The organism is Bacillus cereus group sp. BfR-BA-01311, assembly GCF_022664295.1.
GTDB lineage: Bacteria > Bacillota > Bacilli > Bacillales > Bacillaceae_G > Bacillus_A > Bacillus_A cereus.
The window spans coordinates 143509-167644 of the sequence record NZ_JAKUHC010000009.1; the positions used below are offsets into that span (position 1 = coordinate 143509).

Genomic DNA, 24136 nt, shown 5'->3' on the forward strand with positions numbered 1-24136 from the left:
AATGGTTTTTTAGTCGTTAATTCCAAATTGTGGATGCATAAAAGCTTCATTTTTATTATCCGCTTCGTTTTTTAGCAACTCTTGATTTTCTTCTGAAATCCACCCAATATCATTTGTAGGATGGATCCACTCATCGCCAGCCATAATGGCAGGATCTATTTTATCACTCCAATTGTTAAGTGGACTGTTCTCGGAATTATATTTACTGTCTCCAATTACAACATCATATTGATTCACAAAAGGTTGTTGCATCGTTTTTCCTGTTCCTTTAAAAGATGGAAAATTCATTTGATGCGGGAGCGTTTCGTCTAAAATTGGTGATTGAATCTTTTCTTTTTTCTTCAAAATTATCGCTCCTTTTTATAATGATTTCTTCATACGTAGTATTTCCATCTAACGCCTCTTATGTACTTGTTAACACTTGCCAGTAATAATTATTTTAAGTTGTTTCAAACTAGAGTAGAAAGTGATTTCTTGAGAGCAGGTGAATGTATTGGTAAAAAGAAAAGTGAAACAAAATGCGGCAATCAATAATAATAAAACTCCGAAAGAAAGCTTACCAGATGCAGAATTTGCATTAGAGTATGAAGGAGAAAATAGCGCAAAGTATGCTAATCGTAATTCAAAAAAAGGTAAACAAAAATGAGGCGTTTTTTACAAACGCCTCATTTTTTTGTGGGATTATAAAGGTTTTTTTAATTATTTGTAAATTTAGTGTTTTCTATTAGCAGAAAAATGCGAAAAAACATAGAAGTAGCAACGTATTACACAAAAACAAACAACAAACAAAAGATTAATGTTGGTTTAATACTGCTTTTACACTAGTTGTTTATATTTGAGTTGTACATAAGATTTGTAAAAGGAGAGAGAAACAGTGAAAAAAACAATCTTTAAAGCTGTAGCGACTGGAATGGTATTTTCGTTATTAATGGGTTGTGGTGCAAAGAAGGAAGAAAGTGCTGGAGCGAAAGTGAAAGATGACAAATTATCTGGATCATTAACTGTTTACACAGCGATTGAAGAAGAGCTTGTACCAATTTATCTTGATTCCTTTAAAAAGAAATATCCTGATGTGAAATTGAACATTGTACGTGATTCAACAGGAGTTATTACTGCGAAATTGCTAGCTGAAGGAAAAAATACACAAGCAGATGTTGTATGGGGAACTGCGGCATCAAGTCTATTAGCTTTAGATAAAAAAGATATGTTAAAAGGATACTCTCCAAAAGGAGCAGATCGTGTTCTTCCGCAATTTAAAGATGATAAGCAACCTGAAAAATGGGTAGGAAATACTGCATTTATGACGGGGATTGCTGTAAATAAAGAAGAGTTAAAGAAGAAAAATTTACCGATGCCAGAATCATATGAAGATTTAACGAAACCAGAGTATAAAGGAACACTTGTTATGCCACATCCAGCATCATCTGGAACAGGATTTTTAACAGTTTCTGCATGGCTACAAATCATGGGTGAAGATAAAGGCTGGGATTACATGAAGAAACTTCATGATAATATGGCAAGTTATACGCATTCAGGATCAAAACCAGCGAAATTAGCAGGAGCAGGTGAATATCCAGTCGGTGTATCAATGGTTTATAGTGCTTTAAAAGAGAAACAAAAAGGTGCACCAGTTGAAGTTGTACTGCCGAAAGAAGGATTAGGGTGGGAAGTAGAAGCGAACGCACTTATTAAGAAAGATAATGCGAAAAATGATAAATTAGCACAAGCATTTTTAGATTGGGCAATTACTGATGATGTAATGAAGTTATACTTTGAGAAAAATGGATTTGCGACAATTAAAAATGATTATAAACTTCCAGAGGGATTCCCGAAAGATGTTACTGAAAAATTATATAAAAAGAATGACTTTAAATGGGCAGCAGAAAATCGTGACAAAATTTTAGAAAAATGGGAAAAAGAGTTTGGCCAAAAAGCAGAACCGAAAAAGTAAGTGAGTGGGAGAGAGAAAAATGAGCGAATATTTATCAATTCAACACATTCAAAAACAGTTTGATGCATTTACAGCGTTAAAAGATATTTCTTTTACTGTGAACAAAAATGAGTTTGTTTGTTTATTAGGCCCGAGTGGCTGTGGGAAAACGACGTTGCTTCGCATTTTAGCGGGACTAGAGGAACCAACGACTGGCAGTATAGCTGTGAATGGAAAAGATATTACAGCATTGCCTCCTGGAAAGAGAAACTTCGGAATGGTTTTCCAATCGTATGCTTTATTTCCGAATTTAACAGCACTTGAAAATATTGAATACGGCTTAAAGACAAAAAAATATGGGAAAGCAGAAGTGAAAGAGAAAGCGCTAGATGCGTTAAAACTTGTAGATTTGCTGAATGTAAAAGATAAATATCCTGCTCAAATGTCTGGTGGACAACAGCAGCGAGTAGCACTTGCACGTGCGCTCGCTCTGTCTCCAGATATTTTGTTACTCGATGAGCCGTTATCAGCTTTAGATGCAAAAGTGCGTGAAAAATTACGTAGGGAAATGCGTGATTTGCAAGAGAAAATAGGAGTAACGACGATTATGGTAACGCATGATCAAGAAGAGGCATTAACGATGGCTGATAAAATTGTTGTAATGAATCATGCGGAAATTATGCAGATTGGAACACCAGAGGAGATTTATCAAAGACCAGCCAATCCGTTTGTGGCAGATTTTATTGGTTCTATTAATTTCTTTTCGAAAAATAACGAAGAACATGCAATTCGTCCTGAGCATGTAACAGTCGTACAAAATAATGGCATTAAAACAATGGTAGAAAGCATGGAGTTTCGTGGGTCTGTATACCGGACAGAAGTGAGAGTTATAGATGAGAAAACACACCTATATAATGAGAAAATCGTTGTAGATATATTGGCATCAGAAGTAGAAAAAACAGCCATTAGGAAAGGGAAGCCAATTCAAATCTCTTTCTCAGAAAATCATATGTTGTCATATGGAAAGAAGGTTGTTGTATAGATGGAGATGTTAGAAGATTTAAAGGTAGAAAATACGAAAAAAAAGATTAAGAGACGTATCGGTAAAGAAGAGTGGGTACAACGACTATTAATTATTGGTATGATTTTTGCCTTTTTGATTATGCTTGTATTGCCGCTATTACAACTATTTACACAAGCTTTTTATGATAAAGATGGAGCTTTCATTGGTGTTGCGAATTTCAGTAAATATTTCACAACACCAACGCTAGTTCAATCATTACAAAATACGGTATGGGTTTCGGGTGCGACAACAATTATTGCAGTAACACTGGCTTTCGCTTACGCCTATGCGATCGCTCGTACGAATGTGTTTGGAAAGCGTGTATTTCAATACATTGCGTTATTACCATTGTTCGCACCAACGATGATGCACGGTATAGCACTTACATATTTATTTGGTAATCAAGGGCTAGTAACGAAAGGAATGTTTGGTTTATTTGAAGGTATACAAATCCCTTTATATGGACCAGTAGGAATTGTAATAGCTGAAGTTATGTATACATTTCCACAAGCCTTTCTTATATTGCTAATTGCCTTCCAAGGATCTGATTATCGTTTATATGAAGCTTCTAATATGTTAGGGGCGAGTAAAACAAAGCAATTTTTCACGGTTACTTTACCTAGTGTAAAGTACGGATTAATTAGTGCAATGTTTGTTGTGTTCACACTTAGTTTTACTGATTTTGGGGCACCAAAAATTGTTGGTGGTCAATATAATGTGCTTGCTACTGACGTATACAAACAAGTAATTGGACAGCAAAATATGCCGATGGGTGCAACTGTCGGAATGATTTTATTAATCCCAGCTATATTCGCATTTGTAGTTGATCGTATTACGCAAAGAAAGCAGGCGAATTTCTTATCTTCAAAAGCAGTACCATACAGAATAATAGCTAATAAGAAAAGAGATGTAATCTCATTCATATATTGTAGTGTGATTACACTTATGATCATTCTATTATTTGTTGCAGTTGGTATTGCTGCAAGTGTGAAAGTATGGCCATATAATATGAGTTTTACATTTGAGCATTTTAATTTTTCAAGTTTAACAGGAGATGGACTTGAAGCATTTAAAAATAGCGTAATTGTTTCAGCAGTTACAGCAGTTATTGGGGCGATTTTAACATTTGTATTCGCATATGCAATTGAGAAAATAGACCAGCTACAATTTTTCAGAAAAACAGGTTACTTTTTCTCTATAGTGCCGTTAGCGATACCAGGTTTAGTACTCGGATTAGGATATGTCTTTTTCTTTAGTCAACCAACGATTCAAATTCTTGGACTATCAGTAACGAATCCGTTTCATTCTTTATACGGAACAATCGCTGTATTAGTACTAGTAAATATCATTCATTTTTATTCTGTAACATTTGTCACGGCAACGACTGCCTTAAAGAAATTAGACCGAGAGTTTGAGCTTGTTTCGCAGTCGATGGGTATTCCGTTTTATAAAACATTCTTCCGAGTAACAGTACCAATGTGTTTACCAGCAATTTTAGAAATGGTAATGTACTACTTCGTAAATTCAATGGTAACTGTATCGGCAGTTGTATTCCTATATGCAGCTGATTTTAAACTAGCTGCCGTATCAATCGTAAATATGGATGATGCAGGAAATGTAGCACCAGCAGCTGCAATGAGTGTACTTATTGTTGTTACAAATATTGTAGTGAGAGTTGTATATGAATGGGGAACGAAAGCACTTCGTAACCGAACTTCACAATGGCAAAAAAGATAAGTAAGAAGGGTGATGGACAGAATGAAAATTGAAGCAGTTATTTTTGATTGGGCAGGTACGACGGTTGATTACGGATGTTTTGCACCGCTAGAAGTATTCATGAAGATTTTTCAAAAACGTGGCGTTGAAATTACAGCAGAAGAAGCACGTAAGCCAATGGGATTATTAAAAATAGATCATGTAAGGGCACTAACAGAAATGCCTCGTATTGCGGATGAGTGGAAGCGTGTCTTCGGTCAATTACCAACAGAAGCAGACATTCATGAGATGTATGAAGAGTTTGAAGAAATTCTCTTTTCTATTTTACCAAGTTATGCTACGCCGATTGATGAGGTAAAAGAAGTAATCGCTTCTTTACGTGAGAGAGGCATTAAAATCGGTTCAACAACGGGCTATACGAGAGAAATGATGGAAATTGTAGCAAAGGAAGCAGCGTTACAAGGATATAAACCTGATTTTCTTGTTACGCCAGATGATGTTCCAGCAGGCCGTCCATATCCATGGATGTGCTATAAAAATGCAATGGAACTTGGTGTGTATCCGATGAACCATATGATAAAAGTAGGGGACACAGTATCAGATATGAAAGAAGGTAGAAATGCTGGAATGTGGACAGTTGGTGTAATTCTTGGAAGTAGTGAGCTCGGTTTAACGGAAGAGGAAGTGGAGAGTATGGATTCGGTAGAGCTTCGTGAAAAAATAGAAATAGTTCGTAATCGGTTTGTTGAAAATGGGGCTCATTTTACGATTGAAACGATGCAGGAGCTCGAAAACGTAATGGAACATATCGAGAAACAAGAACTTATTATTTCATAAAAGGGGCACGGGATCATGAATGAAAATCACTACTTATTATTAACACCAGGACCATTAACGACAACAAAATCAGTAAAAGAAGTTATGCTATACGATTGGTGTACGTGGGATGATGAATATAATACGATGGTGCAAGAAGTAAGAGCTAAACTTGTATCGTTAGCGACGAAGGAAGAAGAGAAATATACAACAGTGTTAATGCAAGGAAGCGGTACGTTTTCAGTTGAAGCAGTAATTGGTTCTGTTATTCCGGCAAATGGGAAGCTTCTCGTTTGTACAAATGGTGCGTACGGTAAGCGAATTGTGCAAATGGCAGAGATGTTACAGATTGATGTAGTGATCAGTCAAACAGAAGAGTGGGAACCTACTAATATTGTAGAAGTAGAAAAGTTATTGCAAGAAGATAAAGAGATTACGCATATTGCAGTTGTTCATTGTGAAACAACGACAGGAATTATAAATCCAATTGTAGATGTATGTAAATTAGGAAAGCAGTATGGAAAGGTTACAATTGTTGATGCGATGAGTAGTTTCGGCGGGATTGAAATAGACATTGCTGATTTACAAATTGATTTTTTAATTAGTAGTGCAAATAAGTGTATTCAAGGGGTTCCTGGATTCGGATTTGTAATCGCAAAACGTGATGAATTATTGAAGTGTAAAGGGCAAGGACGCTCTTTATCTCTTGATTTATATGATCAGTGGGAAACGATGGAAAAACAAAATGGGAAATGGCGTTTTACTTCACCTACACATGTTGTACATGCTTTTTATCAAGCGCTACTTGAGCTAGAAAAAGAAGGTGGAGTAAGAGCGCGTTACAATCGATATTACAACAATCAAAAACTACTAGTGAATAGAATGGGAGAAATCGGATTTAAGCCACTAGTAGATAAGAAATATCAATCTCCTATTATTACATCTTTCATTTATCCAAAAGAGGGGTTTGAGTTTCAACAGTTATATAACGAATTAAAGCGTTATGGATTTGTTATTTACCCTGGGAAAATTTCGAAAGTAGATACGTTCCGGATTGGAAATATCGGTGATGTACATGAAGAAGATATTAATCGCTTAGTTGATTGTATTGCTAAAGGAGCTGTTATTGGGTGAAAGTATTTTGCTTAGGTGGAGCAGGTAAAATTTGTCGTGAAGCTATTTTGGATTTAGTTCAATTTTCATCTTTTGAGACGATTACTGTAGCCGATTTTAACGAGGAAGAGGGCCGTAAAGTAGTAGAATGGCTCAACGATCCTCGTGTTGATTTTGTAAAAGTAGATGTAACGAATCACGAGGATACGGTTGCAAAAATGAAAGGTTATGACATTGTAATGGACGGTACGACGATAAAGCTAAACGGATTGTCGACTCGCTGTATTGCAGAAGCAGGCTGTCACGGTGTGAACTTAAATGGATTTGGTGAAGAAAATGAATCGCATGCTATATTTGTTCAAAATGAAAAAACATGTTTACCTGGATTTGGCATGACGCCAGGTGTAACGCAAATGATGGCAATGCATGCAGCAAATCAACTGGATACTGTAGAGTCCGTCCGTGTAAGTCACGGTTCGTATCGTCCGATTGCTTTTTCTGCTTCAATTACAGAGACAACGACATATGAATATGATCCACATTTATCATCGCGTATAGTGTATGAAGATGGTGAATTTAAGCAAGTACTTCCGTTTGCGCGTCCGAGAGAAATAGAATTGCCAGCGCCTTATGGTAAGGAAACGCAGTATATCATTCCGCATTCTGAAACGATTACGTTAGCAAAGGCACTAGAAAATAAAGGTGTCAAACTGATAGAGACGAGAGGAACTTGGCCAAAGCAAAATATGCAACTTGTACGTGCTTTATATGATTACGGCATATTGCGTAATGATCAGATTGAAATAAACGGGAAAGAAATAGGAATTATGGATTGTATTTCGCAGTATTTATTGCAATCGAAAGAAGGTCAAGAAACAGAGCTTTATGGTTATGCACTTCATGTAGAAGTAATAGGTATGAAAAATAATGAGAAGCAAAGACATGTGTTATATCATACACATCCGTTATCTGACGGTTCTGTTGTAGGATGGGAAAAATTAAGAGCGTATACGAGAAACGTCGGTATTCCATTTGGGGTTGCTACAGAGTTAATTGCAAATGGAAATGTAAATAGGGTGGGTGTTGTTACGCCTGAAGAAGCTTTTGAAAATCCACAATTAATTTTTGATGAACTAGCAAAGCGCGGTATTCATATTCATGAAGAAGTTTCTACTTACAAAGAAAATTATAACTTTGTATAAGCAAGGAAGCTTATGAGGGAGATATAAATGAGGTGAATCTATGTCTGTAGTAGGAGAAGAAAGAAAGCGAACCATTCTTGAAAAGGTAGAATTTAAAGGAAAAGTAAAGGTTTCAGAATTAGCGAGAGAATTTGCTGTATCAACAGAAACGATTCGTCGATATTTAGAAGAATTAGATCGTGAAAAGAAGCTGAAAAAAGTGTATGGTGGAGCTGTTCAACTTCCAGGCGCTGGGGTAGAGGCGCCAATGTTAGAAAGAGAAATGCTACATATAGAAGAGAAGAAAAGAATTGGTTATAAAGCAGCGACATTTGTAGAAGATGGTGATGTCATTGCAATTGATGATGGAAGTACACCGCTTCAAATGGTTCCATACCTTGTTCATCGTAAAAACTTAACGATTGTAACAAGTTCATTTCCAGTCGCAACACAATTAATTTCTTCTATTAATAAAAAGATGTTTCACGGTGAAGTTTTATTTATAGGTGGAAAAGTATCTCCAAAGCATTCGCGTGTATCAGGGTCTATTTCTCAGCAAGTAATACAGCAATTCCATTTTCATAAAGCGTTCGTTTCGATTGATGGGTTATTACCTAGTTTTGGAGTTTCCAGCTTTGAATTAGAGAAAGCGAAATTGTCAGAGGCGATGATGAAATTAGCTGAGAAAACATATATTTTATGTGATCATACGAAGGTAGGCGTGAAAGGGAATTATCGTATAGCAGCATTTTCACGTATTCAACATGTAATTTGTGATAAAAAAATGCCATATAGTTTTGAAGAAGAACTTATGAAGCATAATATTCAGTGGACAGTTTGTTAAATAAAGTGAAAGTACCTAAACTCCCGCCTAATTTTTAGGAGGGAGTTTTATTGTCTGCAAATCGTAAAATAAAAGATTTGCATTTATGCAAAAAGTGGACACATTTTCTCATCTCTTTCATATAATTTACCAATACAAAAAAAGTTGGTCGAAGGAAAGAAGGGAGAACATGTCAGAACGAATATATAATAAACTTGTATTGTACGCGAATATTTTGCAAAAAATTGGTGTCATCAATGAGAAGGAAAAAAGTGAAATTCTTCATACGATAGGTAAAAAAGCCCTTTGAATAAAGGGCTTTTTATTTTTTATCTTTAAAAATATAAATTTAATGTAATATTCTCATTGACAATGATAATGATATTCATTATCATTTATTTGTGGGTAATTGATAAGGGTTATCAATTATAAAAATTGTATATGATAGGGGATATTATTTTGAAAAAAAATTATATGAAGGCGCTAGTAGTAGCGACAACATTAGCAATTCCATTTGCTACGTATTCTACTCCAGCATTAGCGGCATTAAAAGTTGAAGCAAATCAATCGGTAGCAGCAGCGAGTGATCGCACGTATGATACTGAAATTAAAATATATAAGGACCAAAAAGACGAGCCATCTATGGTTTCTCAATATATAAAAGATCCTAAAGTAACGATTGCAGCTGGTAAAAAAATTGTCACTGTAACAATGCAAGATAGCGATTATTTTCAATATCTTAGAATAGAAGATAGAAACCAGCCTGGTGTATTTCATGATGTGAAGGTTTTGTCAGAAGATAAGAGGAAGAACGGAACGAAAGTAGTCCAATTTGAAATTGGCGAGTTTGAGAAGAAGCACAATATGCAAATGCATATACTTATTCCAGCTATTGGATATGATCACAAATATCAAGTTCAATTTGAAATTAAAGATCCAACTGTAGGTAACAAAGAAACAGAGAAACCAGATGATAACTCTAATTCAGGAAATACGGAAACGGATAATCCAGTTGATAATCAAAATATGATAACAGATAACAAATTAAGAGAGCTTGTTAATAAAAAAGTATTTAATAGAAAAGATTTAAATACACCAATTACGAAAGAAGATTTATTACAAGTAAAGGATTTGTTTTTTAATACAAATGAGATACTTGATTATAGTGCATTAAAATATATGCCAAATTTAAAATCTTTAACAGTTGCGAATGCGAAGATAAAGGATCCGTCGTTCTTTGCGAACTTAAAGCAATTAAATCATTTAGCTTTGCGTGGTAATGAATTTGCAGATGTAACGCCACTTGTTAAGATGGATAATTTAGAATCCCTTGATTTAAGTAATAATAAAATTACAAACGTTGCACCACTAACTGAAATGAAAAATGTAAAAAGTTTATTTCTATCAGGCAACCAAATAGAAGATGTAACAGCATTAGCGAAAATGGAACAACTAGATTACTTGAATTTAGCAAATAATAAAATTACGAACGTTGCTCCATTAAGCGCTTTGAAAAATGTAACATACTTAACTTTAGCAGGTAATCAAATTGAAGATATTAAAGCGTTATATTCATTACCTTTAACAGACTTAGTATTAACACGTAATAAAGTTAAAGATTTATCCGGCATTGAGCAAATGAAGCAATTAGAAGAATTGTGGATCGGGAAAAATGAAATAAAAGATGTTACTCCTCTAAGTAAGATGACACAGTTAAAACAATTACACTTACCTAACAATGAGTTAAAGGATATTACTCCATTATCAAGTTTAGTAAACTTACAAAAGCTTGATTTAGAAGCGAATTATATTTCAGACTTATCACCAGTTAGTAATTTAAAAAAATTAGTATTTCTAAGTTTTGTTGCAAATGAAATCCGTGATGTCCGACCAGTTATAGAACTAAGTAAGACGGCTTATATTAATGTCCAAAATCAAAAAGTATTTTTAGAGGAAACAGAAGTAAATAAAGAAGTAAAAGTACCTATATATGAAAAAGATGGTGAGATTTCTACGAAAATCCGTCTGAAGAGCGATAATGGTACGTATAGTAATGGTGTAGTGAAATGGAGTACACCAGGTGAGAAAGTATATGAATTTGGTGTGAAAGATCCATTCGCGGATACAGGAATCTTCTTTACAGGATCTGTTATTCAAAATGTAGTAGAAAGTAAAGACGGTAATACATCTAAAGAAGATGAGAAAACAGAAGTGGTAGAATTTAAAGATGTACCAAAGGGACATTGGTCAGAAGAAGCAATTAATTACTTAGCGAAAGAAAAATTATTTATAGGCTATGGAAATGGTGAATTTGGATTTGGTGATAACATTACTCGTGGACAAGTAGCACTTCTAATACAAAGGTATTTAAAATTAGAAAATAATCTAGAACAAAAAACGGCATTTACAGATACGAAAGGAAATATGTATGAAACGGCTATTGATGCAGTGGTTCAAGCTGGAATTATGACAGGCTATGGAAATGGTATGTTCCGTCCGGATGGAGTATTAACTCGATATGAAATGTCAGTAGTACTACAAAGAGTATTTCAGTTAAAAGAAAATGAAAATAGTGCAGAGAATTTTAAAGATGTACCAAATGGCCATTGGGCGAAAGGATATGTGAAAGCTTTAGTGGATAATAAAATATCAAAAGGCGACGGAGAAGGGAATTTTTTAGGAGATAATTTCGTAACACGTGAACAATACGCGCAGTTTTTGTATAATGCAATAAAGAAATAAAGTGAAACTTTATTCAGTGGGGGTTTTGTTCATTCCCCACTGATTAGTAGCCCTCACCAATCGGGCTGCCCGTTAATGCGGAATAAAAAATGAGGAAAATACGCTATTCTTTAATTAAAGAATAGCGTATTTTTTATGTGCAAAATGAAATAGATAGGAGTATAGACATATGAATAGCCTATTTTAAAGAAGAACCACGAAACTATATTGACAAAAAAGCGTTCTCATGTGATAATTCAATTAAATTTTTAGAATAATCAAAAAATATTCCTTTTACATAGAAAGGATTCGAACCTTATATGAATATTATGCCGGGGGTGACGAAATGTTATTTTTTCTGAAGAAATGGAATGAATTAAAAGATGTGAAATCTGAATTGGCACTTCGTGATTGGTTTTATGGTACCAAAATTAGCTTATCGCTATGTACGTCAAAAGAGCCGTTAACATTTTTAGTAAATGTTGAGGGAAGAGATAAAGGGCTATTTTCGGAAGAAGATTTTATTGTCGTAAATTGCATGTGCGAGTCAGTATTTGAAAATGAAGAAAAACCAGCTGCAGAGTCATTCATGCATGCGGATATTTATAAAAAAAGTAGTGCAGGATGTATTTTACAAGTGCAGACTGTAGATAGTCATTTAATATCAGAGTTATATGGGGAAGAAGGAGAAGTAACGTTCGATAAACGCAGTGTGGAGCGTGTTTTCGGAAAAGAAGGTATAACAGAAATGACAATTCCAATTGTAGAAGATGAAAAAAAATTCGCTGATTTATTAGAAAGCAATGTTCCGAATTTCATTGAAGGTGGAGGAGTAGTTCTTGTTCATAATTACGGCATGATTGTGTGGGGAAAAACGCCAGAAGAAGCGAAAAAATGGCTAGAGGGTATAGAATATTTAATGAACTATCATGTAAAGTTATTAATGATTAAGGGTGCAAGGAGCTCTGTTATATAAAAATGGATGTGATATGGCTACAAGTTAATAAACAAATGAAAGCGTTTTAAAAATAATTTCACTCATAAAATATAGGTCTCCTTATTATATATAGATTACATGTTGACATGTAAGGAGGAACATATTTTGCGAGTTAAATATCATTTTCTGCCAAAGCAGCAAGTAACATTTTGCAAGATAAATGATTCTGGTGAAGAGGCACTGCAAATGATGAACGAAACGGGATTTCGAGCCATCCCGGTATTAGCAGAAGATGAGAAGAAATTCACGGGGATTATTTATAAAGTAGATTTATTAGAAAAAAAATGCAATAGCGGATTAGAGCATGTAAGTGCAGGGGATATGCTTGATGATTCCAATGCATTTATTTTTGAAAAGGATTCATTCTTCAGAGCTTTTTATGTAATTCGTCGGCTTCCGTTTTTAGCCGTGCTAAATGATTATAATGAATTTGTCGGTATGTTAACGCATTCGAATATATTTGATGTTATTGAAGATTCATTTGGTATGCGAACAGGTGGTTATATATTAACAATTGCAACACAAGATTGTAAGGGAACGATTAAAGAGCTTGGGACATTGTTAAAAGCATATAATATCGGTGGCCTATTTACGTTAGATAACGGTGATCAATATATCCGCCGCGTTATTGTAAATATATCAGATGAGTTAGATGAAACAAGATTAAAGCAATTAATCGGAAAAATAGAGAAAAAAGGATTCAGAGTGAGTCATGTAGATTATATTTAAGTTAAAAAAAGTACCTATCTGTTATATATAGATAGGTACTTTTTTGTCCCGTCATTTGTGGGCAGTAAAATCCGAGCCTCAAAATTCAGCGCAAGTAAAGAAGTTAAGTGGGGGACGGATTGCCCATAAAAGCCCAATTGGTGAGGGCTGATTAAAGTTTTACTTTATGTGAGTAATGAACTTTATTTTGAAACAGGAGGCGGGGATAATGCTAGATCAGATAAGAAAATAAAGTCTGCATGCTCACGAATTTTAGGGATAGAAGTTTCAATAACGCGTGATGTAATTTCACCTGGAGGGCCCACATGCCCGATAGCTACCATAATAGGTTTTTCTTGAATTTTTTTGATGAGTAATTGGGCTTGTTTTGAAATATGTCCTGCTGTATACACATCATCAAAAAATAGTTGGTTTTCAATAATAGGAACTCCTAATTCTTTTCCGATTTTTGGGACGACACTATTAGGATTCGTTTTACTATCTAAGTAAAATAAACCGTGTTTTTTACAAGCAGCAAGTATAAGGCGAACAATTCTTTCATCCGCTGTTACTTTTGACCCCATATGATTGTTCATTCCAATTGCATGCGGTACTTCTTGAATCGCTTGTTCAAGTCGGTTGTTTATTTCTTCATCGCTTAAATCAGTTGTAATTGCTTTCGGCCCAAGCCATTCTTTTTTACCTTTTATAGGTTCCATTGGCATATGTATAATAACTTCATGGCCTTTCTTATGGGCAGCTATTGCATCTTCTTTTGTGGAAGGAAGAAAAGGCATAACAGCAACAGTGAGTGGAATGGGAAGTGATAACATTTGATTAGTCCCCTTCATATTATTTCCGAAATCATCAATGACAATAGCAACTTTATTCGTATGAGCATTTGCTTGAATAGGAAATAAGAAGGACGGTAAAAACAAAACAATGATGAATAATGCAATCGTATATTTTCGCATATAAATATTTCCTTTCTATTGTTATCCCGCTATTTGTGGGGGAGTAAGACTCCCACCTCAACATTGGGCTGGATAGGTGGGAGATTCACTGCCTACCCGATTGGTGAATGCTAATAATCAGTGGGGGCTGAACAAAAAACACTGATTAAAGTTTCACTTTATCAATCATCATTATGTTTTGCTTTTTTATATAAATTAAACAAAAAATGTCGAAGAAAAGTAGTGGAAAATTAAGAATCCACGGTTTACGTAGCATTTATAAAAAAACAAGATGAAAAAAATGTCTATTATTGCGAATGTATTTACAAAGATAGAATAATTTGTAATAATTCTCAAAGTGAGGGTAAAGATTTGTAAATTACAGGGAGAAAATGTTAAAATTTCTGATTCTTCAAATTTGCATATGATTAAGTAGTTAAAAAAGTCAATGGAGAAGTGAAGTTAAGAGCATGGAAGTATAATAAGGGGGATATGGATGTTTACTGTAAAAAGGAAGTACACATTAGAAAAGCTTTCACGTGATATTCATATGAAACGTGAAGAAATGATTCAACTAGGATTAACAAGTGGGCTAAATAGTAGGGAGACAATTCAAGTTAGTCAAGAATTGGACAAGCTTATTTTACAATATCAATGTTATAAAGAAAAACAAACACCGAAATGGTTTTCAATTATAAAAATACCTATTTTCCAAATCGGGTATGAAGGAAAATCAAATAATTTTTGGCGAATGCTTGTGGCTGGTTTTATGAAATAAGTATAATTACCCTTATGGGATAAGGATAATTATACTATGTGTAACGGAATTTCGATATGAACTGTTGTTCCTTCGTTTTCTGTACTGTCAATAAAAATATGCCCATTATACATCTCTACAATTCGTTTACATATGACAAGTCCAAGACCTGTTCCAGTATCTTTATTAGTAAAGAACGGATGAAAGAGGTGTTTTTGAATATGTTGCGGAATCCCTTTTCCAGTATCTATAATCTGCAATTGTGCGTGTGTTTCATTGTTTTTTACTACAATGGTTAGTGTATCACTAGAAGTCATGGCCTCAATTGCATTTTTTGTAATGTTTAAAACCACTTGTTTCATATGGTCTTTCGAACAACGGATATGAACAGGATGGTCTGGCAGATGTAAATGGAATACAATGTTATGTAAATTCGCCTCAGATTGAATAATTAATGCTACCTCATTTAGAATTTTTCTTACATCATACGTTTGTTCGATGATGGCGGTTGGCTTTCCGAGAATAAGAAATTCACTTACAATTTCATTGATTCGCTCTATTTCTTGTTCAATTACGGAAAAGTAGAACTGATCTTGCTCATCTTTATATTTCTCTTTTAATAGAGCGACGAGTCCTTTAATTCCAGTAAGAGGATTACGGATTTCGTGTGCTGTACTCGCTGCAAAAGTTCCAACTAATTCAATTTTTTGTAGTTCATTTTGTTGCCTTTCAATTTTTGTTTGACGTTTTAACAACATATATTGAGCAAGTAAAAATAAAATAGACATTAAAAATAAAGTAGCTATACACTCTATTGCAACCCACTGGTATAAGGTTTTTTGATGAATAGGTAATGGAGAAACAGAGACCTTCCAATTTAATCTTTGGAGTGGGGTAGTAAGCATATTAGAATGCGTATCACTTGTGTCGTTATTATCATCGGTTAGAAAAACTACATCATGTTTATCAGTTACCTCAAAATGGTATTGTGGTTTAATGGCATTTAAAGAAGATGAAATGTAATCAAAGCGTAAACTAGCTAATAATAATCCTGAGAGCTCCTTCTGTTTATTAAATATGGGGGCAGCAATCATAATAGCTTTATGTCCAAGAACGCGATCAGTAATGACTGATGATACAGTGGTTTTTTTAGTTTGGAGCGCGTCTTGAATATATTTACGGTCTGAAACATCTATAGGCTTTGATTCATCTTCAGATGCGATTGTAATGACTCCTTCTGGTGTAGCGTAATATAGACCAGAAAAGCGTGCATCGTTTCCATCTGTATCATGTACAATTTGTTTAATACCATTTATATTACCAGTCTCGGTGCCTACAACTTTTGCAAGCATGTCTAAAGCAGAAATTGCTTCACCAAGATGATGATCCAAATAATCTCTATATAAAAAGAGAACTGTATGAGCAGATAATTTGTTTTCCTGTTTCATTTTATATGTATGATACGAATAAAATGTAGCACCAATCCCTATTGTCGGTAGGATAACAAGCAATATATATACAATTATGCTTTGGAATTTGACTTTCAAATGTGGTACTCCTTCTTTTTTTATTATCATTATATATAAACTATGTTAAAATTGTCATGTTTTTATTCAAGAATGATTCTTAATATATTAGGGGAGAGGAAATGGATGAGTGAATGCTCATTCGGAATTCACAGGAAGTATGAACTGGCATTTTCTTTTTATTGCTGAGAATTTAAGTGAAGGGTTGAAATTTGTATGACATCAAATAATGAACGAGAAGATATTTCTCAATCTTTAAAAGTATTTATTGCATTATCTCGTGTACATCGTTCTGTTATGGATACTACAAATAAATCTATACAAAGTAACGGGTTAAATCCAACTGAATTTGCTGTATTAGAACTGCTATATCATAAAGGCGGTCAACCACTTCAGCAAATTGGTGAGCGTATTTTAATAGCTAGTGGCAGCATTACATATGTTGTAGATAAGCTGGAGAAAAAGGGATTAGTAAAGAGAATTCCATGTCCGAATGACAGACGTGTTATTTACGCGCAATTAACTGAGTCTGGCGAGAACTTTATTGCTTCTATTTTTCCGGGGCATGAGAAAGTTATACATCAGTCTTTTGAAATGTTAACGAAAGATGAAAAAGATGAATTACTTGATTTATTAAAAAAAATTGGGAAGTATGAAAAATAATATGTTCCAAAGGAGCTTTGGATAAATAAATCCAAGGCTTTTTTATTTGTAATGAGCTCAGGGCAATCACTGCCGAAATTTGTTGAAAATTAAGAGGGAATTCAAGAATACGTATTGAATTATAATAAAGGTATGTAATGGAGAGGAGGCTCGTTCATGTCATTTAAAGACTATGAATATAAACGCCCAAATATTGAAGAGTTAAAAGAGAAATTTACTGTTGCTTTAGAGAAGTTTGATAACGCAAAAACTGTAGAAGAACAAAAACAAGTCATTCATTCAATTAATGAGATTCGCAACGATTTTGGTACAATGGGAAACCTTTGTTACATTCGCCATTCTGTTGATACGACGGATACTTTTTATAAGGAGGAGCAGGATTTCTTTGATGAATTCTCTCCAGTTGTACAAGGATATGGTACAAAATATTATAAGGCACTCATTAATTCTCCATTTCGTGAAGAATTAGAGGCGTATTATGGAAAACAATTATTTGCTCTAGCAGAATGTGATTTAAAAACATATTCAGATGAAGTCGTGAAAGATTTACAATTAGAAAATAAATTATCATCGCAATATACACAGTTATTAGCATCTGCAAAAATTGACTTTGCTGGAGAAGAAAGAACGTTATCGCAACTGATTCCGTTTATGCAAGGAAAAGAAAGAAGCGAACGTAAAGCAGCAAGTGAAGCATACTACGGATTTTTAGCTGGAAATGAGGAAGAACTAGATCGTATTTATGATGAGCTTGTTAAAGTGAGAACGAAAATCGCAAAATCTTTAGGTTTCAAAAACTTTGTTGAACTTGGATATGCAAGAATGTACCGTACAGATTATAATGCGGAGATGGTGGCTAATTACCGTCAGCAAGTGCTAGATTATATCGTTCCCGTTACAACGGAATTAAGAAAGCGACAACAAGCACGTATCGGTGTAGAGAAGTTAGCTTATTACGACGAAAACTTTGAGTTTGCTACAGGTAACCCAACTCCAAAAGGAGATGCGGATTGGATTGTTGATCATGGAAAGACAATGTATAAAGAGTTATCGGCTGAAACAGATGAATTTTTCAATTTCATGCTAGATAATGATTTATTAGATTTAGTTGCGAAAAAAGGAAAAGCTGGTGGCGGATATTGTACATATATTGAGAATTATAAAGCGCCATTTATTTTCTCAAACTTCAATGGAACATCTGGTGACATTGATGTATTAACACATGAAGCAGGTCATGCTTTCCAAGTATATGAAAGTCGTAAATTTGAAATTCCAGAATATAATTGGCCAACATATGAGGCGTGTGAAATCCACTCTATGAGTATGGAATTCTTTACATGGCCATGGATGAAGCTATTCTTTGAAGAAGATGCAGATAAATATTACTTCTCTCACTTAAGTTCAGCACTTCTGTTTTTACCTTATGGTGTATCTGTTGATGAATATCAACATTATGTATATGAAAATCCTGAAGCATCACCTGAAGAGCGTAAGACAGCATGGCGTAACATAGAGAAGAAATATTTACCACATCGTGATTATGAGGAGAATGATTATTTAGAGCGCGGTGGTTTTTGGCAACGTCAAGGGCATATTTATAGCTCACCGTTCTATTATATTGATTACACGCTTGCTCAAATTTGTGCGCTACAATTTTGGAAACGTGCAAGAGATAATAGACAAGAGGCGTGGGAAGATTATGTGAATCTGTGCCAACAAGGTGGAAGTAAATCGTTCTTAGAATTAGTAGAGGTTGCAAATTTAACATCACCATTTGCTGAAGGCTGTGTGAAAAGTGTTATTACAGAAATTGAAGCATGGTTACATGCGATTGACGACACAAAATTGTAAAAAACATGCGCTTTTTTTCACATGTTTAACATCGACATAATGGGAAAATGATGAGATAATAAAAGAAAATTCAGAATACTAAAGGGGTGTTTCTAATAAGGAGCACCTCTTTTCACCAACAAAAGGGGGGAACAAGTATGCTTCAATCTAATATGGATGTAAGTTTAGAAAGTTTAGTAAACTCATTACAGGCTACTCGAAGCACGCTATTATCAGAAATTGAAATGTTAAATGACACAGAAGTGAATGTAAAGCCACGCCGTGATAAATGGAGTATTATTCAAATTTTACACCACTTGCATTTAGTTGAACAATCTGTCACGTCTGCCCTTGTATATGCTTTACAAAAAAATGAAAGAAACATGACTCCATTTAAAGACCTCCAACTTACGCTTGATCGCACACATAAACGAGAAGCTCCTCAGCAAATGCAACCAACAGAAACTTTAATGAAAAAACAGCAAGGAATTCAATTGCTAGAACATTCACGCCAAGAACTATTACACGCGCTTCATAGTGTTATAGATGAAAAAGATCTATTTGAAAATGGATTAAAGCATCCTGTTTTTAATGATCTGAATTTGTATCAATGGGTTCAATTTCTTGATTTGCATGAACAAAGACATCTTACGCAGTTAAAAGAGGCGAAACATGCAATTTTGCAACGCTAAAGTGGAAGAAGTGGGAAACCACTTCTTTTTTGATACGTGCATAGTTTTCTTTCTTATTTTGGAATACTACATGGAGAAATAAGAAAGAAAAGAAGGAGTTGAAAAAAACATGTCTAAGAAGAAGCGAGAAGAAGAGCGCGCCTGGAAAGCACGTAAAAAAAATCAACAACCGCACGGAAAAGTGAAAGCTTTTGCTGAATTAGTTGAAGGAACAGAAAAAACGTGATGAGTATTTCATCACGTTTTTTGTATGAGTGGAAAAGTTAATAAAAAGGTTGTACCGATTCCTTTTTCACTTATAATATCAATTTTTCCATTCATAGCTTGAACAACACTGAATACGACCATCATTCCAAGTCCAGTACCTTTTTCTTTCGTTGAATAAAAGGGCGAACCAAGACGTTTTACTTGTTCTGAATCCATACCGACTCCTGTATCTTTTATATATAACTGAATATGCTTATGATCAGGAACTAATGTGAAATAAAGATCACCGCCTTTTGGCATAGCCTCAATGCAATTTTTTAAAATATTTAATAAACATTGATTTAGTTTTTGCTTTTCTCCAGCGATAAAAAAAGAAGTGCTTTGCTTTATATAATGAGTACGTACATTTGTTAAATTAGCAAGCGGTGTAATTAGCGACAATGCATGGAGTAATTCTTCTTCTAACTGTAATATTTGTTCTTTTTCAATGCTTGGTTTAGCAAAGGTTAAATAATCTGTAAGAACATGATTTGCTTGTTCGATGCCATTAATGGCAATGTCGATATATAATTTTCGTTCCTGCTCAGTGCATGTATCTGATTGTAACAGTTGTAAAAAACCTTTCGTTGAAGTTAATGGATTGCGAATTTCATGAGAGATAGACGCTGCCATTTCACCAATTAAATGAAACTTTTCAGCATTTATAAGTTCATTTTGGAGACGAACTTGAGTTTGTAATATGTGTAGTAAATATAAAATTAGAATCGTACCAAGCATTGAACATAATTCATACACAATAATATGCGGTATATAATCAGTCTTATTTGTAACCTTTGAAAGGAAGAAGGGTATCCAACTAAATCCGTATGTGAGACTGTAGATAATAGCAAGTGTTATTTTTATACGATTAGAAGTTCGATTGAAAAATTTATATGTTAATAATAGAACAATAAATAGAAGAACAGAACCGATAAGAGATGGGAAAACACCTACCCCACCTAATAATAAGCGATATATGTTTAATACAACTAAGATAGAACCACCAGCAATAGGCCCTCCCGTTAATGTACCGACAATTAATACAATATGGCGCATATCAAATTGAAAACCATTATTTGTTTTTGCTGCAAATGTAATACAGAGTACGGTAGCGAGGCAACAGAGTACAATGAATATAGCTGAATTTAATTTAGGAGAGCGTTTCCCTTTTTGATTCCAAAATAAATGATATACGAGCATTGTAATCAGGATGAATAATATATTTAAAAAGAGATAAATAATAAAGGATTTCAGTGGGATGCCTCCTCTCTTCTTATATTAAATTAATCATACTATAAAATGAAAGAAATGAAATAATAAATAGCGGAAAAATCAGAAATTTTTACGCTAGTATACAATATGTTACAATAAGCTATGTCAATGAAAGAAGAAATTCCGTGCACCGCGCGGGAGAGGTTCGCGAACTCCCTCTATAAAAAACTATGGAAACAACAATATCCTTAGGTATTGTTTTGTTTTTTTATTGTGACAGTTCAAGAACGTTCTTTCTTCTTATTTATAGTAGAGAAGGAGAATGAGTGAAATGAAAAAAGAAAAAGCAGTTGTTGTTTTTAGTGGAGGACAAGATAGTACGACATGTTTATTTTGGGCAATAGAGCAGTTTGCAGAGGTAGAAGCTGTAACGTTTAATTACAATCAACGTCATAAGCTAGAAATTGATTGTGCAGCGGAAATTGCAAAAGAACTAGGAATAAAGCATACGGTACTAGATATGAGTCTATTAAATCAACTTGCTCCAAATGCGTTAACGAGAACGGATATGGAGATTACACATGAAGAAGGTGAATTGCCATCGACATTTGTAGATGGACGAAATTTACTCTTCTTATCATTTGCTGCTGTATTAGCAAAACAAGTTGGAGCACGTCATATTGTAACGGGTGTATGTGAAACTGATTTCAGTGGTTATCCAGACTGCCGTGACGTGTTTGTGAAATCGTTAAATGTTACTTTAAATTTATCTATGGATTACCCGTTTGTCATTCACACGCCACTTATGTGGATTGATAAGGCTGAAACATGGAAATTATCAGATGAACTTGGAGCATTTGAGTTTGTTCGAGAAAAAACATTAACATGTTATAACGGAATTATTGGTGATGGTTGCGGTGAATGTCCAGCATGTCAACTTCGTAAAGCAGGATTAGATACGTACCTACAAGAACGCGAAGGAGCGAACAACTAATGGATAACTTTTTTGGATTTCGCATCGTAGAGAATTTGCAAAAAATGGACAAGGATATTCAGCGTAAACAACTCAAATACCATAATAAAAGAGTAATGGTCAGCAAGGAATTTACATTTGATGCAGCACACCATTTACACTGTTATGAAGGGAAATGTAAAAACTTACATGGTCACACATATAAAGTTGTATTTGGAATTAGTGGATATGTAAATGAAATAGGTCTTGCAATTGACTTTGGAGATATAAAAGAAATTTGGAAGAATGAAATAGAAATTTATCTAGATCATCGTTATTTAAACGAAACGTTACCTGCAATGAATACGACTGCTGAAAATATGGTCGTTTGGATTTATGAAAAGATGGCAGAAGCACTAACAAAAGAGAATCGAGTGAACGAATATAAAGGAGCTCGCGTTGAATTTGTTCGTTTATTTGAGACGCCGACTAGTTATGCGGAAGTAAGACGGGAGTGGATGCTTGATGAGTAAAATCCCTGTCTTAGAAATATTCGGTCCGACTATTCAAGGTGAAGGAATGGTTGTAGGGCAAAAGACAATGTTTATCCGTACAGCTGGTTGTGATTATAGCTGTGCTTGGTGTGATTCTGCTTTTACGTGGGATGGATCAGCTAAAGATCAAATTAGACAGATGACACCAGAAGATATTTGGGATGAGCTTGTTGCAATTGGAGGAGAAAATTTTTCTCATGTTACGATTTCAGGTGGAAATCCGGCATTATTGAAAAATATTGAGTTTCTTCTTTCTATATTAAAAGAAAATGGAATGCGAACGGCAATTGAAACGCAAGGGAGTAAATGGCAAGATTGGTTACTTCAAATTGATGAGATAACAATTTCTCCAAAACCACCAAGTTCAACGATGAAAACAGATTTTCAGAGATTAGATGCTATTATTCAGAAACTAGCAGGAAAAGATATTAGTTTAAAAGTAGTAGTATTCGATGATCATGATTTTGAATATGCAGTTAAGATGCACGAACGTTATCCAAAGGTACCATTTTTCTTACAAGTAGGAAACGATGATACAAAAACAGTGGATGATGCGATGCTTATAAAAAAATTATTAGATAAGTATGAATGGCTGATTGATAAAGCTGTAAATTGTAAAGAGATGAATGATGCAAAAGTATTGCCTCAGCTTCATGCGTTAGTATGGGGAAATAAGCGCGGCGTATAACGAGAAGGGATGTTTAAAATGACAGGAAGATTAGATGAAGATTTAAAAGATGTAACATTACTAGGGAATCAAAATACAAAATATTTATTTGAATATAGCCCAGAAATATTAGAGGTATTTGATAATAATCATCCAAACCGTGATTATTTTGTAAAATTCAATTGTCCTGAATTTACAAGTTTATGCCCGAAAACAGGACAACCAGATTTTGCAACAATTTATATTAGCTATATTCCAGAGCAAAAAATGGTAGAGAGTAAATCTTTAAAGTTGTATTTATTTAGTTTCCGCAATCATGGTGATTTCCATGAAGATTGCATGAACGTTATTATGAACGATTTAATTAAATTAATGGATCCACGTTATATTGAGGTATGGGGGAAATTCACACCACGTGGTGGCATTTCAATTGATCCATACTGCAACTACGGGCGCCCAGGGACGAAGTATGAACAAATGGCTGATTACCGCATGATGAACCACGATCTATATCCGGAAACAATTGATAATCGTTAATAGAAAGAAAGGGCCTGTATAGTATACAGGCCCTTTCTTTCTATTATATTATGCATTTTGATTAATGACAGTATAGTTTTTATGACTTACAACTGTAAGAGGTTCCATATCTAGTTCTCTAAAATTCTTCATAATTGTTATATCAACAATAACAGAGTTTTGATTTACTTTTTGAACACGGCCTTGCATTCCACCTTTAAATTCGATGATATCTCCAGTTTCTGCGATCTGCATAAGCAACTCTCCTTGTTACAGTTTTCCCAAAAAAAGAATAAATTTGGGTTTTTTTATTTCCTCCTATTTTGAACCATATTTCCTACTTTGTAAATGTTTCCAAAGTAAAAATTCGAAAAATATTCACTTTTTGTAAGAAAATATGTAGAAAATCCATGTTTTTTGAAAAAAATAGCAAAAATGCGAGAATCTTTATATCGAGGTATAATGAAAAAGTAGAATAACCTGCTGAAGTGGGAGAAATT

At 34.3% G+C, this 24136-nt stretch carries 25 protein-coding genes and 1 riboswitch; of the genes, 20 read left to right on the forward strand and 5 right to left on the reverse strand.

Annotation, left to right across the window (positions count from 1 at the left end):
• Positions 1-9: 9 nt before the first annotated feature.
• Positions 10-345 (reverse strand): DUF3905 domain-containing protein, encoded by a 336-nt coding sequence (locus tag MR136_RS20205; RefSeq protein WP_000726025.1) that lies wholly within the window; start codon positions 343-345, stop codon positions 10-12.
• Between the two features lie 148 nt (positions 346-493).
• Here MR136_RS20205 and MR136_RS20210 point away from each other — a divergent pair, with 148 nt between their 5' ends.
• From MR136_RS20210 to cbpA, 11 genes are all read left to right on the forward strand, one after another.
• Positions 494-646 carry a hypothetical protein gene (locus MR136_RS20210; RefSeq protein WP_000240799.1) on the forward strand — a complete coding sequence of 51 codons (153 nt, stop codon included), beginning with the start codon at positions 494-496 and terminating at the stop codon, positions 644-646.
• Between the two features lie 228 nt (positions 647-874).
• Complete coding sequence (locus tag MR136_RS20215; RefSeq protein ID WP_000750893.1) at positions 875-1951, forward strand: putative 2-aminoethylphosphonate ABC transporter substrate-binding protein; 1077 nt, start codon at positions 875-877, stop codon at positions 1949-1951.
• A 19-nt stretch (positions 1952-1970) separates the two neighbouring features.
• The gene (locus tag MR136_RS20220) at positions 1971-2972 is read left to right on the forward strand and encodes a putative 2-aminoethylphosphonate ABC transporter ATP-binding protein (protein WP_061456940.1); all 1002 of its coding nucleotides are present in this window, start codon (positions 1971-1973) and stop codon (positions 2970-2972) included.
• Entirely contained in the window at positions 2973-4730 is a 1758-nt protein-coding gene (locus MR136_RS20225; protein ID WP_061456941.1) for a putative 2-aminoethylphosphonate ABC transporter permease subunit, read from the forward strand.
• A gap of 21 nt (positions 4731-4751) precedes the next feature.
• A complete protein-coding gene (phnX, locus tag MR136_RS20230; protein ID WP_000687399.1) occupies positions 4752-5546 on the forward strand; it encodes a phosphonoacetaldehyde hydrolase in 795 nt (264 codons plus the stop codon).
• A 15-nt stretch (positions 5547-5561) separates the two neighbouring features.
• Entirely contained in the window at positions 5562-6659 is a 1098-nt protein-coding gene (gene phnW, locus MR136_RS20235; RefSeq protein WP_017673696.1) for a 2-aminoethylphosphonate--pyruvate transaminase, read from the forward strand.
• The gene (locus MR136_RS20240) at positions 6656-7840 is read left to right on the forward strand and encodes a saccharopine dehydrogenase family protein (protein WP_017673697.1); all 1185 of its coding nucleotides are present in this window, start codon (positions 6656-6658) and stop codon (positions 7838-7840) included. Before phnW ends, MR136_RS20240 begins: the two co-directional genes overlap by 4 nt.
• 40 nt (positions 7841-7880) lie before the next feature.
• Positions 7881-8663 carry a DeoR/GlpR family DNA-binding transcription regulator gene (locus MR136_RS20245; RefSeq protein ID WP_000117666.1) on the forward strand — a complete coding sequence of 261 codons (783 nt, stop codon included), beginning with the start codon at positions 7881-7883 and terminating at the stop codon, positions 8661-8663.
• 420 nt (positions 8664-9083) lie between these two features.
• Positions 9084-11384 (forward strand): NEAT domain-containing leucine-rich repeat protein, encoded by a 2301-nt coding sequence (locus tag MR136_RS20250; RefSeq protein ID WP_242259569.1) that lies wholly within the window; start codon positions 9084-9086, stop codon positions 11382-11384.
• 325 nt (positions 11385-11709) lie between these two features.
• Positions 11710-12339 (forward strand): class II aldolase/adducin family protein, encoded by a 630-nt coding sequence (locus MR136_RS20255; protein WP_000896006.1) that lies wholly within the window; start codon positions 11710-11712, stop codon positions 12337-12339.
• Between the two features lie 126 nt (positions 12340-12465).
• On the forward strand, positions 12466-13089 hold the full coding sequence (gene cbpA, locus MR136_RS20260; RefSeq protein WP_001264208.1) for a cyclic di-AMP binding protein CbpA: 624 nt from the start codon (positions 12466-12468) through the stop codon (positions 13087-13089).
• A 182-nt stretch (positions 13090-13271) separates the two neighbouring features.
• Here cbpA and MR136_RS20265 read toward each other — a convergent pair whose 3' ends face one another.
• Entirely contained in the window at positions 13272-14042 is a 771-nt protein-coding gene (locus MR136_RS20265) for a divergent polysaccharide deacetylase family protein (RefSeq protein WP_001234107.1), read from the reverse strand.
• 475 nt (positions 14043-14517) lie between these two features.
• Between MR136_RS20265 and MR136_RS20270 the strand changes: the two genes are divergently transcribed.
• On the forward strand, positions 14518-14799 hold the full coding sequence (locus tag MR136_RS20270) for an aspartyl-phosphate phosphatase Spo0E family protein (protein WP_000495536.1): 282 nt from the start codon (positions 14518-14520) through the stop codon (positions 14797-14799).
• Positions 14800-14828: 29 nt separating this feature from the next.
• Here the strand turns inward: MR136_RS20270 and MR136_RS20275 are convergent, their stop codons facing one another.
• Positions 14829-16325, reverse strand: coding sequence for a DUF3149 domain-containing protein (locus tag MR136_RS20275; RefSeq protein ID WP_000865068.1), 1497 nt, complete (start codon positions 16323-16325; stop codon positions 14829-14831).
• Positions 16326-16520: 195 nt separating this feature from the next.
• On the opposite strand from MR136_RS20275, the gene MR136_RS20280 reads away from it, so the two are divergent.
• The 4 genes from MR136_RS20280 to MR136_RS20295 all read left to right on the forward strand — a co-directional run bounded on the left by MR136_RS20280 (position 16521) and on the right by MR136_RS20295 (position 19715).
• Positions 16521-16967, forward strand: a complete 447-nt coding sequence (locus tag MR136_RS20280) for a MarR family winged helix-turn-helix transcriptional regulator (protein ID WP_000203336.1) — start codon at positions 16521-16523, stop codon at positions 16965-16967.
• A 156-nt stretch (positions 16968-17123) separates the two neighbouring features.
• Positions 17124-18818: a M3 family oligoendopeptidase gene (locus tag MR136_RS20285; RefSeq protein WP_000008577.1), complete on the forward strand. Its 1695-nt coding sequence runs from the start codon at positions 17124-17126 to the stop codon at positions 18816-18818.
• A gap of 137 nt (positions 18819-18955) precedes the next feature.
• Entirely contained in the window at positions 18956-19489 is a 534-nt protein-coding gene (locus MR136_RS20290; RefSeq protein ID WP_000941961.1) for a DinB family protein, read from the forward strand.
• A 109-nt stretch (positions 19490-19598) separates the two neighbouring features.
• The gene (locus MR136_RS20295) at positions 19599-19715 is read left to right on the forward strand and encodes a DUF6254 family protein (protein WP_000038356.1); all 117 of its coding nucleotides are present in this window, start codon (positions 19599-19601) and stop codon (positions 19713-19715) included.
• A gap of 11 nt (positions 19716-19726) precedes the next feature.
• Here MR136_RS20295 and kinB read toward each other — a convergent pair whose 3' ends face one another.
• Entirely contained in the window at positions 19727-20935 is a 1209-nt protein-coding gene (gene kinB, locus MR136_RS20300; protein WP_000964154.1) for a sporulation sensor histidine kinase KinB, read from the reverse strand.
• A 206-nt stretch (positions 20936-21141) separates the two neighbouring features.
• Positions 21142-21185, forward strand: a riboswitch (PreQ1 riboswitch).
• A gap of 93 nt (positions 21186-21278) precedes the next feature.
• Here kinB and queC point away from each other — a divergent pair.
• From queC to queF, 4 genes are read left to right on the forward strand one after another with little or no spacing between them, the layout of a single operon-like run.
• Positions 21279-21941, forward strand: coding sequence for a 7-cyano-7-deazaguanine synthase QueC (gene queC / locus MR136_RS20305; protein ID WP_000711595.1), 663 nt, complete (start codon positions 21279-21281; stop codon positions 21939-21941).
• A complete protein-coding gene (gene queD / locus MR136_RS20310; protein ID WP_000368414.1) occupies positions 21941-22432 on the forward strand; it encodes a 6-carboxytetrahydropterin synthase QueD in 492 nt (163 codons plus the stop codon). Before queC ends, queD begins: the two co-directional genes overlap by 1 nt.
• Complete coding sequence (gene queE, locus MR136_RS20315) at positions 22425-23141, forward strand: 7-carboxy-7-deazaguanine synthase QueE (protein WP_000036294.1); 717 nt, start codon at positions 22425-22427, stop codon at positions 23139-23141. Before queD ends, queE begins: the two co-directional genes overlap by 8 nt.
• A gap of 18 nt (positions 23142-23159) precedes the next feature.
• Positions 23160-23657 (forward strand): preQ(1) synthase, encoded by a 498-nt coding sequence (gene queF, locus MR136_RS20320; protein ID WP_001986050.1) that lies wholly within the window; start codon positions 23160-23162, stop codon positions 23655-23657.
• Between the two features lie 48 nt (positions 23658-23705).
• On the opposite strand, the gene MR136_RS20325 is transcribed toward queF, so the two are convergent.
• Entirely contained in the window at positions 23706-23891 is a 186-nt protein-coding gene (locus MR136_RS20325; RefSeq protein ID WP_001165082.1) for a YkvS family protein, read from the reverse strand.
• Positions 23892-24136 lie beyond the last annotated feature (245 nt).